The sequence below is a fragment of the Tolypothrix campylonemoides VB511288_2 genome (assembly GCF_045999855.1).
Taxonomy (GTDB): Bacteria; Cyanobacteriota; Cyanobacteriia; order Cyanobacteriales; family Nostocaceae; genus Scytonema; species Scytonema bouteillei_A.
In genome coordinates this window covers 58,417-72,724 of the sequence record NZ_JBFPMW010000003.1, presented here as the reverse complement: position 1 = coordinate 72,724, position 14,308 = coordinate 58,417, and the positions used below count along the sequence as shown (strand labels likewise).

10 protein-coding genes are annotated in these 14,308 nt (G+C 41.6%); 6 read left to right on the top strand and 4 right to left on the bottom strand.

Annotated elements, in window-relative coordinates:
• The first annotated feature begins 69 nt into the window (after positions 1–69).
• From AB0756_RS09235 to AB0756_RS09225, 3 genes are all read left to right on the top strand, one after another.
• Positions 70–1,554, top strand: coding sequence for an amidohydrolase family protein (locus AB0756_RS09235; protein ID WP_038075668.1), 1,485 nt, complete (start codon positions 70–72; stop codon positions 1,552–1,554).
• Positions 1,555–1,637: 83 nt separating this feature from the next.
• A complete protein-coding gene (locus AB0756_RS09230) occupies positions 1,638–3,125 on the top strand; it encodes an amidohydrolase family protein (RefSeq protein WP_038075517.1) in 1,488 nt (495 codons plus the stop codon).
• 550 nt (positions 3,126–3,675) lie between these two features.
• Positions 3,676–3,948, top strand: coding sequence for a hypothetical protein (locus tag AB0756_RS09225; RefSeq protein WP_038075514.1), 273 nt, complete (start codon positions 3,676–3,678; stop codon positions 3,946–3,948).
• Positions 3,949–4,164: 216 nt separating this feature from the next.
• Here the strand turns inward: AB0756_RS09225 and AB0756_RS09220 are convergent, their stop codons facing one another.
• Positions 4,165–6,693, bottom strand: a complete 2,529-nt coding sequence (locus tag AB0756_RS09220) for a metallophosphoesterase family protein (protein WP_038075511.1) — start codon at positions 6,691–6,693, stop codon at positions 4,165–4,167.
• Positions 6,694–6,843: 150 nt separating this feature from the next.
• Here AB0756_RS09220 and AB0756_RS09215 point away from each other — a divergent pair, with 150 nt between their 5' ends.
• Entirely contained in the window at positions 6,844–8,058 is a 1,215-nt protein-coding gene (locus AB0756_RS09215; protein ID WP_162002344.1) for a S8 family peptidase, read from the top strand.
• A 293-nt stretch (positions 8,059–8,351) separates the two neighbouring features.
• On the top strand, positions 8,352–8,567 hold the full coding sequence (locus tag AB0756_RS09210; RefSeq protein ID WP_038075505.1) for a hypothetical protein: 216 nt from the start codon (positions 8,352–8,354) through the stop codon (positions 8,565–8,567).
• A gap of 35 nt (positions 8,568–8,602) precedes the next feature.
• Here AB0756_RS09210 and AB0756_RS09205 read toward each other — a convergent pair whose 3' ends face one another.
• Complete coding sequence (locus AB0756_RS09205) at positions 8,603–9,487, bottom strand: alpha/beta fold hydrolase (protein WP_038075503.1); 885 nt, start codon at positions 9,485–9,487, stop codon at positions 8,603–8,605.
• Positions 9,488–9,669: 182 nt separating this feature from the next.
• On the opposite strand from AB0756_RS09205, the gene AB0756_RS09200 reads away from it, so the two are divergent.
• On the top strand, positions 9,670–9,879 hold the full coding sequence (locus tag AB0756_RS09200) for a hypothetical protein (protein WP_050045586.1): 210 nt from the start codon (positions 9,670–9,672) through the stop codon (positions 9,877–9,879).
• 4 nt (positions 9,880–9,883) lie between these two features.
• On the opposite strand, the gene AB0756_RS09195 is transcribed toward AB0756_RS09200, so the two are convergent.
• Together AB0756_RS09195 and AB0756_RS09190 are read right to left on the bottom strand one after the other, a co-directional pair.
• Complete coding sequence (locus tag AB0756_RS09195; protein WP_050045585.1) at positions 9,884–11,080, bottom strand: acyl-CoA dehydrogenase family protein; 1,197 nt, start codon at positions 11,078–11,080, stop codon at positions 9,884–9,886.
• Between the two features lie 379 nt (positions 11,081–11,459).
• A complete protein-coding gene (locus AB0756_RS09190; protein WP_063779481.1) occupies positions 11,460–14,306 on the bottom strand; it encodes an ATP-binding protein in 2,847 nt (948 codons plus the stop codon).
• Positions 14,307–14,308 lie beyond the last annotated feature (2 nt).

The following is a 14,308-nucleotide window of genomic DNA, read 5'->3' as shown; positions in this document are numbered from 1 at the left end:
AAACTCGAATTTCCAGAGATTTTACAGAATTAAGACATCGAAAATTACATACACAAGGGAGCAATGATTATGACTGTCGCTCTAGAACGTCCCAAAAAAAGAACTCGCTCGGCAGAGATTCGCGAACAACTGGGATATCCTATCATTGATACAGATGTACATACCCAAGAATTCCCCCCAGTTTTCTTGGATTATTTAGAGCAAGTCGCTGGTACTACAATTGCAGAACGCTTCCAAGAACACCTACCCGGTTCATCCCGATCCAAATGGTTCAAGCAATCTTGGGAAGAACGTCGCGCATATCGCACTACACGTCCTCCTTTCTGGACTCGTCCCACTGATGATGCCTTAAATTTAGCTACCATTAGCTTACCCAAACTTCTACACGAGCGCTTGCAAGAAGCAGGTACAGACTTTGCTGTTGTATATCCCAACTTAGCAACTTTAGCTCCTCATATTGGCAATGAAGATATGCGCCGAGCAGTATGTCGTGCTGCAAACACCTATCATGCTGATATTTTCCGTCCCTATAGCGATCGCTTAACACCAATCGCTACCATCCCCATGCATACACCCGAAGAGGCGATTGAAGAGTTAGAGTATGCAGTGAAAGTTTTGGGATTGAAAGCAATACAAATTCCCGGTCATATTCGCCGTCCAATTCCCGCTTTTGAGAAATATGGTGAGGAAGTCGCAAATGAAGCTATCTGGATTGACACCTTTGGTTTAGATAGCAAATATGACTACGATCCCTTCTGGAAGAAGTGCGTGGAACTCAAAGTTGTACCCACCACCCATTCTAGTGGTATGGGTTGGATAAATCGTCGCTCTATTTCTAACTATCAGTACAACCATATCGGTCACTTTGCTTCGGCTGGTGAAGCACTCTGCAAATCACTGTTTTTTGGTGGTGTGACTCACCGCTTCCCTACCTTGAAGTTTGCTTTTTTAGAAGGTGGTTCAGCCTGGGGTGCGAGTCTTTACGCTGATTTAATTTGGCACTGGGAAACCCGCAATAAAGACCACCTGTTGGAAAATAACGATCCTGCGAAGATCGATCGTGAAGAACTGTTAGAGTATTACGTTCGCTATGGTGGCGAACTCGTACACGGTCGCTTAGATCGATTGGGAAGCGGTCTGGGCTTCCACTCTGAGTTAATATCTCCTACCGATCCAGGCGAACAGGATGAATTTGCCTTAGCAGGAGTTAAAACTCCAGAAGACGTGCGGACACGCTTCTTAAATCACTTTTACTTTGGTACAGAGTCAGATGATACCCGTGTAGCTCATGCTTTTAACCGCAAAGCCAATCCTTATGGCGATCGCATTAAAGCCTTTTTGGGTTCTGATTCCGGTCATTGGGATGTACCTGATATTACAGCTGTAACTGCCAATTCTTACTCCTTTGTTGAACGTAGCATCATTACAGAAGAAGACTTGCGCTATTTCTTATCTATTCATCCATTAGAGCTGTACACAAGTCTTAACCGTGACTTCTTCAAAAGAACATCTGTAGAAAAAGCAGCAGATGAATACTTAGAGAATAAGGATTAGGGACAAGGGAGACAAGGGAGAAGGACGCATTTCCAATGCCCAAGTTCTAATATCAAAATTTTGTAAAATCAGGAGAACGCATCATGACTATTGCTTTAGACCGTCCAACACAAAAAACTAAATCTGCTAGGATTCGTGAAAAACTGGGTTATCCAATTATTGATACTGATGTTCATACCCAGGAATTTGAACCCGCAGTTTTGGATTATTTAGAAGAAGTTGCTGGAAGTGGAATTGTTGAACGCTTTAAAGAACATTTACCAGGAGCTTCTCGCTTTAAATGGTACAAGCAAACTTGGGAAGAACGTTTTGCTTATCGTACTAACCGTCCTAACTGGTGGGGACGTCCGACTAAAAATACTCTAAATTTGGCTACTATTAGCTTGCCAAAGTTATTGCACGAACGGTTGCAAGAAGCGGGTACAGATTTTGCCGTTGTGTATCCTAACTTAGCTACAATGGCACCAAATATAGGCAATGAAGAAATGCGGAGGGCTGTGTGTCGGGCTATTAATAAGTATCATGCTGATATTTTCCGCCCGTACTCTGACCGCCTCACACCAATTGCTGCAATTCCCATGCACACTCCTCAAGAAGCAATAGAAGAGTTGGAATATGCCGTCAAAGTTCTTGGTCTGAAAGCCATTCAAATCCCCGGTTATGTTCGCCGTCCGATTCCCGCCTTTGAGAAGTATGGCAAGGAAGTAGCAAATGAGGTGGTTTGGATTGATAACTTTGGCTTGGATAGCGAGTATGATTACGACCCTTTCTGGGAGAAATGTGTAGAACTGAAAGTTGTACCTACGACTCACGCTTCAAGTCAAGGTTGGACGACTCAACGTTCTGTAACCAACGCTCAGTACAACCATATCAATCACTTTGCTTTTGCTGCAGAAGCACTGTGCAAATCTTTATTCTTTGGTGGCGTTACCCGTCGCTTCCCCAGTTTAAAATTTGCTTTTATGGAAGGTGGTTCTGCTTGGGGTGCGAGTTTGTATGCTGATATTATTTGGCATTGGGAAACTCGTAATAAAGAACATTTGTTGACCAAGAATAACCCTGCTATTGTAGACAAAGAAGCACTTAAAGAACTCTACATTCGTTATGGTGGAGAACTCGTGCATGGACGCTTAGATGGACTCGGTGATGGTTTGGGATTCCACAGCAAGCATTTTGCACCTGAAGATCCAGGCGAGCTAGATGAATTTGCTCTTGCGGGAATTGAGAAGCCGGAAGATGTACGCGATCGCTTTTTAAATCACTTCTACTTCGGTACGGAGTCAGACGATACCCGTGTAGCTCAAGCTTTTAACCGCAAAGCTCTTCCCTTTGGCGATCGCGTGAAAGCTTTCTTAGGTTCTGATGCCGGTCATTGGGATGTGCCTGATATTACCAGCGTGGCTGCTAATGCTTACTCCTTGGCAGAACGGGAAATCATTACTGAAGAAGATTTACGCTACTTCCTGTCTGTTCATCCATTAGAGTTATATACCAGTCTCAATCGTAACTTTTTCAAAGGTACGGCGGTCGAGAAACAGGCGGAGGAATATCTTGTCAGTATTGGTCGTTAGTTAATTCAGACTTTGCTCTCTCAAAGCTAAGTATGGTGGGCAAATAAATGCCCGACGCCACTCCTCGCTACGCATGGAAAGACGCGCACGAGGGTGGCTTCCCTACAGATATAAAATATCGGTATTTTCATCATAGCGAAAGCTTCCTTAAAGCCTCGAAAATCTATCAAAGATACTAATACCAATTCTCTGTGAAATTGCACATTATTGCCCTCACTCTAGAAGAGTGGGGCTATACAAACAAAGCCCACCTGCGTGGGCTAATTAGATGCATCTTCATTAAGAAATGGTATAACGATAGGTAAAATGTCTAGAATTGGGTTTGTAATTACGCTATGGCTAACGCCATTTTAGGCGAACAGCGTATGCATTGCAACTACAAACCAGCGATAATTATTCGCACCGATTTACTTAAACCCTAAGTTTTTCAAGGTCAGAAACTTCTTAAGAGTTGGTGGCTAATCAACAAAGATTTAGAGTTAAAGTATTTAGGTTAAATGTTATATAACAAAAAAGGAAATTTTTTTGAAATTTCAATGAGGAATTTGTATTGATAACTAAACATGAAAGAGTTCTTCTGGAAGAGCTTCAAAGTACGCGTGGTTCTAAAAGCAAACGGTTTGTTATTGATGGAATTGCCTTAATTACATCATTCAGTGGGCTTATATTTCTGTTTTTCCTCCACCACCAAAGCTATCTTATTCTTCTTGCATCTGCACTTTGTGGAGGAATGATAGGTGTTTCTATTGAAAAGATGTATAGCAGACAAATTATGTCGGTAGCACTCAAACTTTATAAAATGAACTCAGGAAACCCAACATAATTTCGCCTAAAAGCTATAAAGAGGAAGAAATTATTACAACTTTATCTTGAGAAAAGCTAAGTAAAAATATTTAGAACTTTCAGCGAGAAAAACTGAGCCCGAACTCTATGTTGTAAAATTTTTTCCTGCCTGATAGCACTCTTATGGATGATGTGACTGCTGGTTATGTAATGGAAATGAATCAACTTATTCTTGTTACTTGGCAGGCTGTTAGTTTTAAAAAACGACTTCCTTGAGAACTTCGTCCATTGGGTAATTTGGATCGACAAAATCGAGCGATACTTCACACCGAGTTAATGGAAACGGTTCTAATAACTTATCTTTTTCCCAACTTTCTAATCGCCACCACAAAGTTTGCACTACTATTTCTCTACCCTCAAGAAACTCAAAAGTAATTTCACCAATATTATTTAATCCTACTATTTCTTTACCTGTTGTTTTACTAGAAGTATAATCCCGATAATTTTTTGCTGTTGCTAAATATTGCTCTAAAGGTTTTTTACGCTCCTGACCGGGCAAAGGAGCTTTGACAGAATAGGGTATGGTAGAGTACGATTCTTTTGGTTCTTCGATACCTTCTGAGTTGGCAGATAAAAAATCAATTCTATACCACCATTCGGGTTGTTTGTTAATTTGTAGCGATCGCAAGAAACTTCGCTCGTTTACTAAATTCAATTTGGCAGGACTACCTTGAAGTATTAAAGGCAAACACTGAACTGTCTGTTCAAAACTTTGGTCAATGATAGTATAGATATTACCAACTTCAAGACTCTTTTGTTCTGGATTTTCCCATCCCAAAACCTCTACTGTTGGAAGATTGTTTGTGATGGCAAAGGGGACAAAACCTTGAGTATGTAATGAATGGCTCCCGCCAAATCCTTGGGCTTCGTTTTTTAAGGAACTGCTAGTAAATTGGGCAATGACTGTTTGTAACAATGGATTGTGGGGGGACTCACCATCGACAGGCTTGCCATAGCGCGTCTCTACGTTATTATAATGGGGACTTTGGAACGGATAAGTTGCACCATACTGCAATCGGGCAGCAAAACTATAATGAACATCTCCCGACAGGATGATGATACGATTTTTCCGTTCTGGTAGTGCTCGCAATGCAAGTCTTGCTAGCAGCCGTTCAACTGCGGTTTCTTCTAATCCCCAAGCTTCTGGGTCAAAACCCCATGCAGAAGCCCCTAATTTTTCTGCCATGTTTTTGGCTATCTTTTGTACGGTTTCTAAAAAAGGTAAACCAATGACTGGGCTTGGAGATACTACTATTGTGATTTTGGCATCTTTTGGGCGAGCTATTTTTGATATTTGTTCATCACAACCTTCTGCACTTAAAAGTGCTGGAAAATCAAAGTCTTTGTCGCCAGGAAACCCTCGCCAAGTGCGCGTGTCTAGGACTAAAACTTCAAAATTCGGACCAGTGACTGTATAGTGCCACTTAAGAGAATTTTCTTGATGTGGTAATCGTCTGGGCTGAGTTTTTTTAATTTCTTCAAAGGTAGGAATATCAAGACACCGTGCTATTTCCTGTTCGTAGTTTAGATCTCTTCCAAAAGAATCTGACCATGCTTCAGTTGCTTTCAGCAATGTTTCACCGGGTGTGTTACTTTCAAATTGCTCTGGTGTATTTCCCCACCCCTGGCATAAAGCATAGGAAAGCAATCCGTTTTGCAAAATACGTTTGCCCAATGGCTGTTTCAAAACGCGATCGCACCACGCCATATTAAGAAACCAGTCATCCGTCATTTCATGATCGTCAAATATCATATAAGTGGGAACATTCGCCAACCCACGTCTAATATCTTTTAGCGTTGAACTAAATCCTTGTAAGTAGCACAGTTCCTCTTCAAAAATAGTTTTTTCCTTACTACTTTTTAATCTATTGGGATAGACATCTTTAAAATCAGGTAAATTTTCTTGGTTTGTCCACAATACATCACTCCAGGCAAATAAATACATTGCTACAAATTCCCCTAATGTAAATAAGTGACTTTTAGCAATGTTAGAAATTCTATTCATTTTGCCAAGACTAGCTGTTAGCCCAGCCGTATGCGTTGCTAAATTGTTGCGTTGACCGGGATTTAACTCTTCAGGATAACTGATGTCTGGAAGTAGTTCTGTCCAACCCAAAAGAGTTTGGGATGCATCCACAAGCATGAAAAGTAAGGTATCTGCAACATCATCTACATAAACTTGATCCCCTGTTAAGAAAAGTTGATGCGGTCGTTTTTTAGGGCTTTCTTCTAATGCTTCTCTAATGATTTTGTCTAAAGCTGCTAGTGCATCTAAGCTTTCTCCGTGAGGTTTGCGACACGAACCATGAATGATTCGCAAATCGTTTATGTCTTTTGGTACGAGTGCAAAACTCGGCAATTCATATTGAGGATAGGCAATGTCTTGGAGCGAACCATCCAAATTAAATACACCGGGTTGATTCAGTGTTTCCTCAGTCCCAAAGTCTAAATTATATAGATAAATGTCTCCGTAGGACAGTGAATTTGGAGATGAAATCTTGGCAGTGACAGTAACTATATGTAGATGAGTCCCCAGGCTAATACTCTTTCGACTTCCTGTCAATAATAATTTATGACGAATATCAAAGATTTTTAAAGTAACAGTGCGGCTTTCTTTCAAAGCCACCCAGACAGTTACAGAATGTGTATCGGTTCTTCTTAAAATTGGTCCTGCAAGAACAAGGGGTAGGTTGTTTATCCGTTCCTTCAAAGGTAGCCATGTCATGGAGCTTGTGTAATTAAGAGAGAGGGGATCTTAGTTTTCGCAATTAAATTATAAAAGAAACATAGATTTAAAAAAGTTTTTAGATTTCGACTGTTTCATGACAGGCAGCATGGTGTAAGGTTCAACAGTCACCAAGTTATGGTCGTTACCATGGAACAAGATCAACTTATTATTCTCCGTAACACCAGTCGTGTAGATTTAAGCGATCTGTTTTCAGGGCGATCGCGTTCTATACAATCGGTTCGAGCATCAGAAGGAATTAACCTTCGCCTTGATGTGGAATCGCTCGACAAGCAAGATCTTTTTGAAGTGCGACGAGATCCTGAGGTTGTCAGTATTGCACCACCCATGCCAATTGCACTGGTTAAACCTGTTGCTAGCCAACAAACAGAAGCTTCTCCAACTGGGGTGACTTGGGGGGTGAGTGTCACCAGAGCATCAGAAAGCCCGTTTACTGGTAAAGGCGTAACAGTTGCTGTTCTCGATAGTGGAATCGATGCCGAACATGAAGCTTTCCGAGGAATTCAACTCGTACAGCGTGATTTCACTGGTGAAGGAAACGGTGACAATTACGGTCATGGTACGCACTGTGCGGGAACTCTATTTGGTCAACCAATTAACGGCTTGCGTTACAGCATAGCGCCTGGGGTTCAACGTGCTTTAATTGGTAAAGTTTTAAATGGGGTAGGCGGCGGTACTACTGCAGGCATATATCAAGCATTATTATGGGCTATCAACGAAAATGCTCATGTTATTTCCTTATCCCTTGGCTTAGATTTTCCAGGATACGTAAACAAATTGGTTGCAGAAAAAGAATACCCAATGGACTTAGCAACATCAAAAGCATTGGAGGCTTACAGAGCAAATATTCGTTTGTTTGAAAGTTTGGCAGAATTAACTCGTGCGAGAGGGGCTGTTTTCCAACAAGGGACGGTAGTTATTGCAGCAGCTGGTAACGAAAGTAAGCGAGACATTAAGCCTGATTATGAATTGGCTGTCACTCCACCTGCAGCAGCTGATGGAATTATTTCTGTAGGAGCACTTCGCACGGATGGCGAACCACATAATGCTTTAACAGTAGCCGATTTTTCCAACACAGGGGTGAATATCGCAGCTCCTGGTGTTGACATTTATTCTGCAGCAGTTGGTGGTGGTTATATTGACATGAGCGGAACGAGCATGGCAACTCCACACGTTGCAGGAGTCGCCGCACTTTGGGCAGAAAAAATCTTAAGTGAGACTAGAACTGTCAGTTCAACTGAATTGAGTGCTCGATTGATCGGTCAAGCAACAAAATCTCGCATAGCAACTGGAGTCGATCCTCTAGATGTTGGTGCAGGGCTTGTACAGGCACCACTAAGTTAGGGTATTTTGGATTTTAGATTTTGGATGATAGGGGATTAAGAATCTCCCCCGTGTCTCCCTTATCCCCCTTATCTTCCTTGTCTCCCTTATCCCCCTTATCTCCCTTGTCTGGCCGACCCCAATCTCTAATTTGAACGTATATTAAGATTTCTCTTAAATAAGTAACAACCTATAAACCTTTGTAAATCTTAAGATTATCTTAAAAAAATGGGTTTAGTATTATTCTTATGCATCCATCAGCATCATTATGCTAATGGTTAAACCACATCTAGTTGCAATAGGGTTAGTTAGTTATGAAATCTTCTACACTACGTCACCTATGGTCTGTGATTGAGGAAACTCAAACCAGTATTCTTTTAAATTTTAGCGATACAGAACTCATCCAGCAGTTACTCAAGCAACTCCAAAACCAAAAACTGATGAATGGAGAGGAGCTTACCACGATTAATACCTACTTAAGTTCCAAAGTTCCCTTAATTCGGGACATTGCTTTAGCACGTTTGGCATAACAAAATCATCTTTATCAGTAATAGTGTAAGATAAACTACAAGTATTTTTGTAGCAAACCGATCGCTATTTCCGGTACTTCTAGATGGGGTAAAACTCCTGCATCTGCGATCGCGTGAAATCCTTGAATTGCAGTAGTATTTAACTTGACTAAACGCTCTCCCAACTTGATACTCGTAAATTGTGCTTCTGTTCCCCAAAAGACAACAGTTGGAATAGTCAGTTGTTGAATGTACAAACTCAAGTCAAAGTATAAATCCCCTCGTAAAAATGCTAAGGCGGCAAACTTTGCATTGGGCTGTTGTGCAGAAGCTAAGAAAGCTTGTACCATCTCTTGAGAAACACGTTGTGGATTGGCAAAAAGAAAGCTTTGCAAAAAATTGCGTACAGCCAACTCATTTTCCGCACCTAAAATATAAATCAAACGATCTAATAGAGGTGTATTGATAATTTGCAGGGGAAGCCTGCGTCCTGCACCTTGTCCAAAATCATCAAATCCTGACGGGCATACCAAATACAGTGCTTTGAATAAAAAAGGTTGGGTGATGGCAAGACGTATCGTCAAGGCTGCTGTTAATGACGATGCTACCACTGTGACAGGTGTAGGACAAGTTTGTCTGATAAACTCAGCCAAGACTGTCAGGTAATCTTTAACTTGATAATCCCGCACGGGATGAGCAGATTCACCCCAACCAATTAAGTCAGGAGCTAATATGTGGTGCGTGGTTGCAAATGCAGGATAAACTTTAGACCATTCATATGCAGAAGCCCCACCACCAAAATTGTGCAGAAAGACAAGGGTTGGTAAATCTTCAGTTTCAGATATTATCCAGGGTACAGCCGTTTGGGTGTAGTAAACCATAAACCCCAAGGATGTATTGATGACTTTCTGCCCAAAACCAGGGGCTTGAAATTGAAGCATAAATTAATACCGCATAATTCGTAATTCATAATTCGTAATTTTGTGATTACAAATTCTTTCTAAATATTAAGCACGGTTTGCGGAATATAAAAGATTCAGAGGGTAGTTTCTTGTAGTGAAAAACCTACCCTATTATAACTTAATTGGGAAATAATTAAGTTATAGAGTTAAAAGTACCAACTATGTCCATAACAACCTCTGCTTGTTGTGCAGTCACCTTAAATCAACAACAGGAGCAAAATATTCAGCATCACAAGCAATGTGTGGATTCTGCGCCTGAGAACAGTAAATGTACGTCAAAAACTCGCACTGTTACTGTTGTAGAAAATGGTCGAGCGATCGTCAAACCAGCACCAGCACAAACTCAAGAAGATTCTAGTTCCAGCCTTTAGAGGATTACAAAAAATTCACTAAACCGAGGCGCAGTAATTCTCGCGTGAAATCACATGAGTAGCCAATGGTAGCGTCAGCGAGAAACTTGCCTGTAAGAGCATCTTTTGTAACTCCATAGCCCCCAAGAATTTCAATAGCTGTTTGGGCATTTTTAATTGCTACGTCTACGGCAAAGGTTTTGGCTGCAGGTGCCTTAATTGTTGACGCTAGTTGGGGATCGGTATCAGCTGTATGGGCTGCATCCCACACCATTAACCGTGCTGCTTGAGTATTGACCATCATATCAGCCAGTTTTAAAGCAACGGACTGATGCTCAATAATGGGACGTCCCCAACTCTCTCGATGCTTGGCATAATCTAAAGCGTACTCGTAGGTAGCACGAGCCAAACCTACATAGGAAGCAGCTAGTCCAATAGCGACTTCAGGAAGTAACACAAGCAGTCTAGCTGCTTCGCCCTCATTCCCAATCAAATTTTCTACTGGGACTCGGACGTTATCTAATAAAATTTCGGCATGATGGGAGGGTTTCCAACCAATCATCTCCGTTCTTGTGCCAAACTTTAAACCAGGTGTATCTGCAGGAATGTAAAATATAGACAAGCTTTCATGTAATGGTTTGTCTAAGGCTGTGCGGGTAATCATGAAGTAGCTATTAGCAATACCAGCATTTGTCACTAGCGAAGATTTTTTACCGTTGAGAATATATCCATTACCCTCTCGCCGAGCAAAGGTTTTCATCCCTATTTTGGGGTCTGGTATGGGACAAAACAAATCTGAAGTGGCTATGTTTGGTTCACTTTCTGCAGCACTAAACAAATGAGGTTTCCCAGATTTTACAAAAGATAGGATTTGCTTTTGCTGTTCGCGAGTTGCTGCTCTTGTCACAAAAAGCGACATAGCCGCCGTGAGGTTAAAGTAGCTAGAGGCAATGCTAACGTCTACAGCGCCTATTTCTTCTAACACTAATGCCAAGTCTACACATTTTTTGCCCTTACCACCGTACTCTTGCGGTAGCAGTAGAGATGTAAATCCTAGCTCGAATCCTTTGTGGAACACTCGTTTGCAGAAATCCCAGGGTTCGATGGAGCGATCGCTAGACTCTTCAATTATCTGGACAATAGGTTTGACCTCGGTTTGAGCAAAGTTGCGTGCTGTTGACTGCAACATTTGCTGCTCTTGTGTTAAGGTGAAGTCAATCATGATTTATCTTCTATTTGCATTTAGATATTAGACATTCCCAAAAATTGAGGGTGCAGTGCATGCAACCTTTATAGAGACGTTTCAAATAGAGCGTCTTTACGTTGTGTTTCGCCAAATGTCTGTTTTTTATATAGGAGCAGTACTGCAGTGTTTCAACTCCTTATTGAAAAATATACAATTTTGTTAACTGTTTGGTTAGCGTTAATTAAAGTATAAAATACTACTATATTTTGAAGTACAAGACATTTTGAGTTTTGCTATAAGACGAAAAATTATTACTTGCTAAGGCTTTCAGCTTAAACAGGGATGACAAAGCTTTGAGTAGCGTGAAAAAAAGATGTCAAAATTGTCTATAAAAAAGACAATAGTTTTAATACACTTACGGGGAATTAAACATTTTTAGCTGCGGCTTGAGTGCCAGACTTGCGATCTCCTCAACTAAATTCACGAGATCGATGGGCTTGGAAATGTGTGCTTGAAAACCTGCTTGCAATGCCTGTTTTCGGTCAAACTCTCCTGCATAAGCAGTGATAGCAATTGCTGGTATCTGTCCGCCCCGTTCTGGTGGCAAAGTTCTCACTTGCCGCATTAACATATATCCATTGACTTCTGGCATACCAATATCGGAAAGCAAAATGTCTGGTTGAAACTGAGCGATCGCAGCTAGTGCTTCCTTTGCAGATGGGACTGCTGTTACAATTGCTCCATAATGTTCTAGTGAGACAGTTAAAAAATCTCGTGCATCTGGCTCGTCGTCTACAAGTAAAATTCTAATTCCTTGTAAGTTTAAACCGAGATTGGATTGTATCTCGTGTTGAGGAACGTCCAATGGATCTGGTGTAAGGGGTAATCTGACTGTGAAAGTTGCTCCCAATCCAATACCCTGGCTTTCTGCTTGCACTGTTCCACCATGCAGTTCGACTAAATGACGGACAATTGCTAGCCCCAACCCTAATCCACCAAATTTTCTAGTTGTAGAACTGTTTTCTTGACGGAAACACTCAAACACGTAGGGCAAAAAAACAGAATCAATACCTATTCCAGTGTCCTTTACACTCACTCGGGCATACTTTAAGATTCGATCTGTTGTTTCCCTATTCCCTATTCCCAACTCTCGATTTACCTCTTTTGAGAGTTCTATTTCAACACGTCCACCATTAGGAGTAAATTTAATAGCATTAGAAAGCAAATTCCACATGACTTGCTGCAAGCGGTTTGAGTCACCTAAAAGGAGGTATTTGGAATTTGAGATTGGGTATTGAGTATAAGTAACCTGGAATTCAGATTCCAGTGAATTCTCGGTATTGTCATCCCAACTTTCAGCCACTCCCCCATCACTTGTATCAATTGAAAACTTCAAAGCGATGGATTTAGCTTGCGCGGACAAGCGCACTGTTTCCATTGCAGCTTGAATTGTCATAAATAAGTCAACAGGACAACTACTCAAACTGAGTTTTCCCCGGATAATTCGAGAGACATCTAACAAGTCTTCAATCAGCTGTGATTGTAACTTAGCATTCCGCTCAATGGTTTCTAAAGCACGGTCAGTTGCTGTCTTATCAAACTCGCGAGACCGCAGCAACTTTGACCAACCGAGAATGGGATTTAATGGTGTGCGGAGTTCGTGAGAAAGAACTGCTAAAAATTCATCTTTGATTCGATTTGCTGCTTCTGCTTCAGCACGTGCTCTCTGTTCCCTCTCTAGCAGTTGCTCGCGTTCTTTTTCAGTCTGTTTGCGCTCGTTTATGTCCAAAAACGCGCAAATTCCCCCCCTAGGTTGATTCTCTCCGTCGAAAAGTGGCGTGGCAAAACAAAGTAGAGTTATAGCTGTCCCATCTTGATAAACGAGTTCGATTTCTACATCTTGAACTTTGACTCCCTTGTGAACAGCGTATTGCAGGGGAATTTCCTGAGGGTTTAATTCTCGCCCTGCTCGAAAAATTTTGTATGGTGGCGGTAATTGTCCTTGGGAAGGAGTGATAGAAGCATTGGTGTCAGGAGCAAGCTTAAGCAACTTTGCTCCTGCTGGGTTAACCCGGATGTATTTGCATTGTGGGTCTTCCGCAATAGCGATCGCGATGGGAAGAACGTCAAATAATGTCTGTAACTCGTTAACCCTCATCTCTAAAGATTCTGCCATACTATTGAAGGCGCAAGCTAGTTGACCGAGTTCACCAACTTCATCAACTAATCGGCTTCGAGCATTCAACTTCCCTTCCTTAAGTTGCTGAGTTGTTTCCACAAGAGATTTTACCTGCTCTAGAAGAAAAACATTTCCACCTACCCAAGCTGCAACCAATGCCAAGATAGAAACAGCACCAAAGCCAAGAAGATTGCGAGTTAAAAGCCAATCAGCTTTTGCAAAGGCTACGGATAGGGGAATACCAATTCTGACGTAAGCATCAGGGTTTTGTGGATCGTCCCCCAACGGTACAAAGGCAAATATACGTGGAATTCCATCCAAGCTATTGACCTTGTAATAACCTTCTCGAGCAGAACGCATCCAATTGTAAGAGTCTTTTGGTAGTCGCTTGCCTACCCACTTTTCAGGTTCGGGGTAACGGACTAAAAGCGTACCTTGAGGATCGACAACGCTCAGTACGGAATTTTCCGGTAACTTAACCCGAGCTGCTAGCTGATTTAACTGCGCTAAGTCTAGTGCAGCAACAATAACCACTTGAAGCTGACCTGCTTTATTGATGACAGGGTAAGCGAAGTTTACAGTCGCTTTTTTGGTAACTCGATCGATTTGGTAATCGCCAACAGCAAATTTGCGAGTTTGTAGAGCACGCTCGAAATATTTACGGTCATTAGCACTGACAGATGGTTTGTAGGCAAGAGGACTACAGAGACTATTTCCTTTTGCGTCTAATACATTAAGGTTTGCATAGGCAGGATACTGTTTGAGGAGGTTCGCTAGCAAGCGATCGCACTCTGGAGATTGAGCATTACGTACAGTTGGTACATGAGACAATGTTATCAAAAGTTGACGAGTTCCTTCACTTATCTGCTTTTGATTGTTAGCGGCTAATCGCGTTAACCGCAATGCGTTTTCTCTGACTTCTGCTGTTGCTGTACGTCGTTGTTCTGAGGCTGTATAAAGAATGAGCCCTAAAGCTGGAATGAGGGACAGCAAAACAAGCACAAGCAAACGAGCGCGAAGACTGGCTAGAAGCTTACGCTTATTCAATTTGGCTTGCTGAGGCGTTGATTGCTTTCTGAGCATTA

Coding starts and splice junctions, on each gene's coding strand:
- AB0756_RS09235 (WP_038075668.1), top strand. CDS start 70: ATGACTGTCGCTCTAGAACGTCCCAAAAAAAGAACTCGCTCGGCAGAG.
- AB0756_RS09230 (WP_038075517.1), top strand. CDS start 1,638: ATGACTATTGCTTTAGACCGTCCAACACAAAAAACTAAATCTGCTAGG.
- AB0756_RS09220 (WP_038075511.1), bottom strand. CDS start 6,693: ATGACATGGCTACCTTTGAAGGAACGGATAAACAACCTACCCCTTGTT.
- AB0756_RS09215 (WP_162002344.1), top strand. CDS start 6,844: ATGGAACAAGATCAACTTATTATTCTCCGTAACACCAGTCGTGTAGAT.
- AB0756_RS09210 (WP_038075505.1), top strand. CDS start 8,352: ATGAAATCTTCTACACTACGTCACCTATGGTCTGTGATTGAGGAAACT.
- AB0756_RS09205 (WP_038075503.1), bottom strand. CDS start 9,487: ATGCTTCAATTTCAAGCCCCTGGTTTTGGGCAGAAAGTCATCAATACA.
- AB0756_RS09200 (WP_050045586.1), top strand. CDS start 9,670: ATGTCCATAACAACCTCTGCTTGTTGTGCAGTCACCTTAAATCAACAA.
- AB0756_RS09195 (WP_050045585.1), bottom strand. CDS start 11,080: ATGATTGACTTCACCTTAACACAAGAGCAGCAAATGTTGCAGTCAACA.
- AB0756_RS09190 (WP_063779481.1), bottom strand. CDS start 14,306: ATGCTCAGAAAGCAATCAACGCCTCAGCAAGCCAAATTGAATAAGCGT.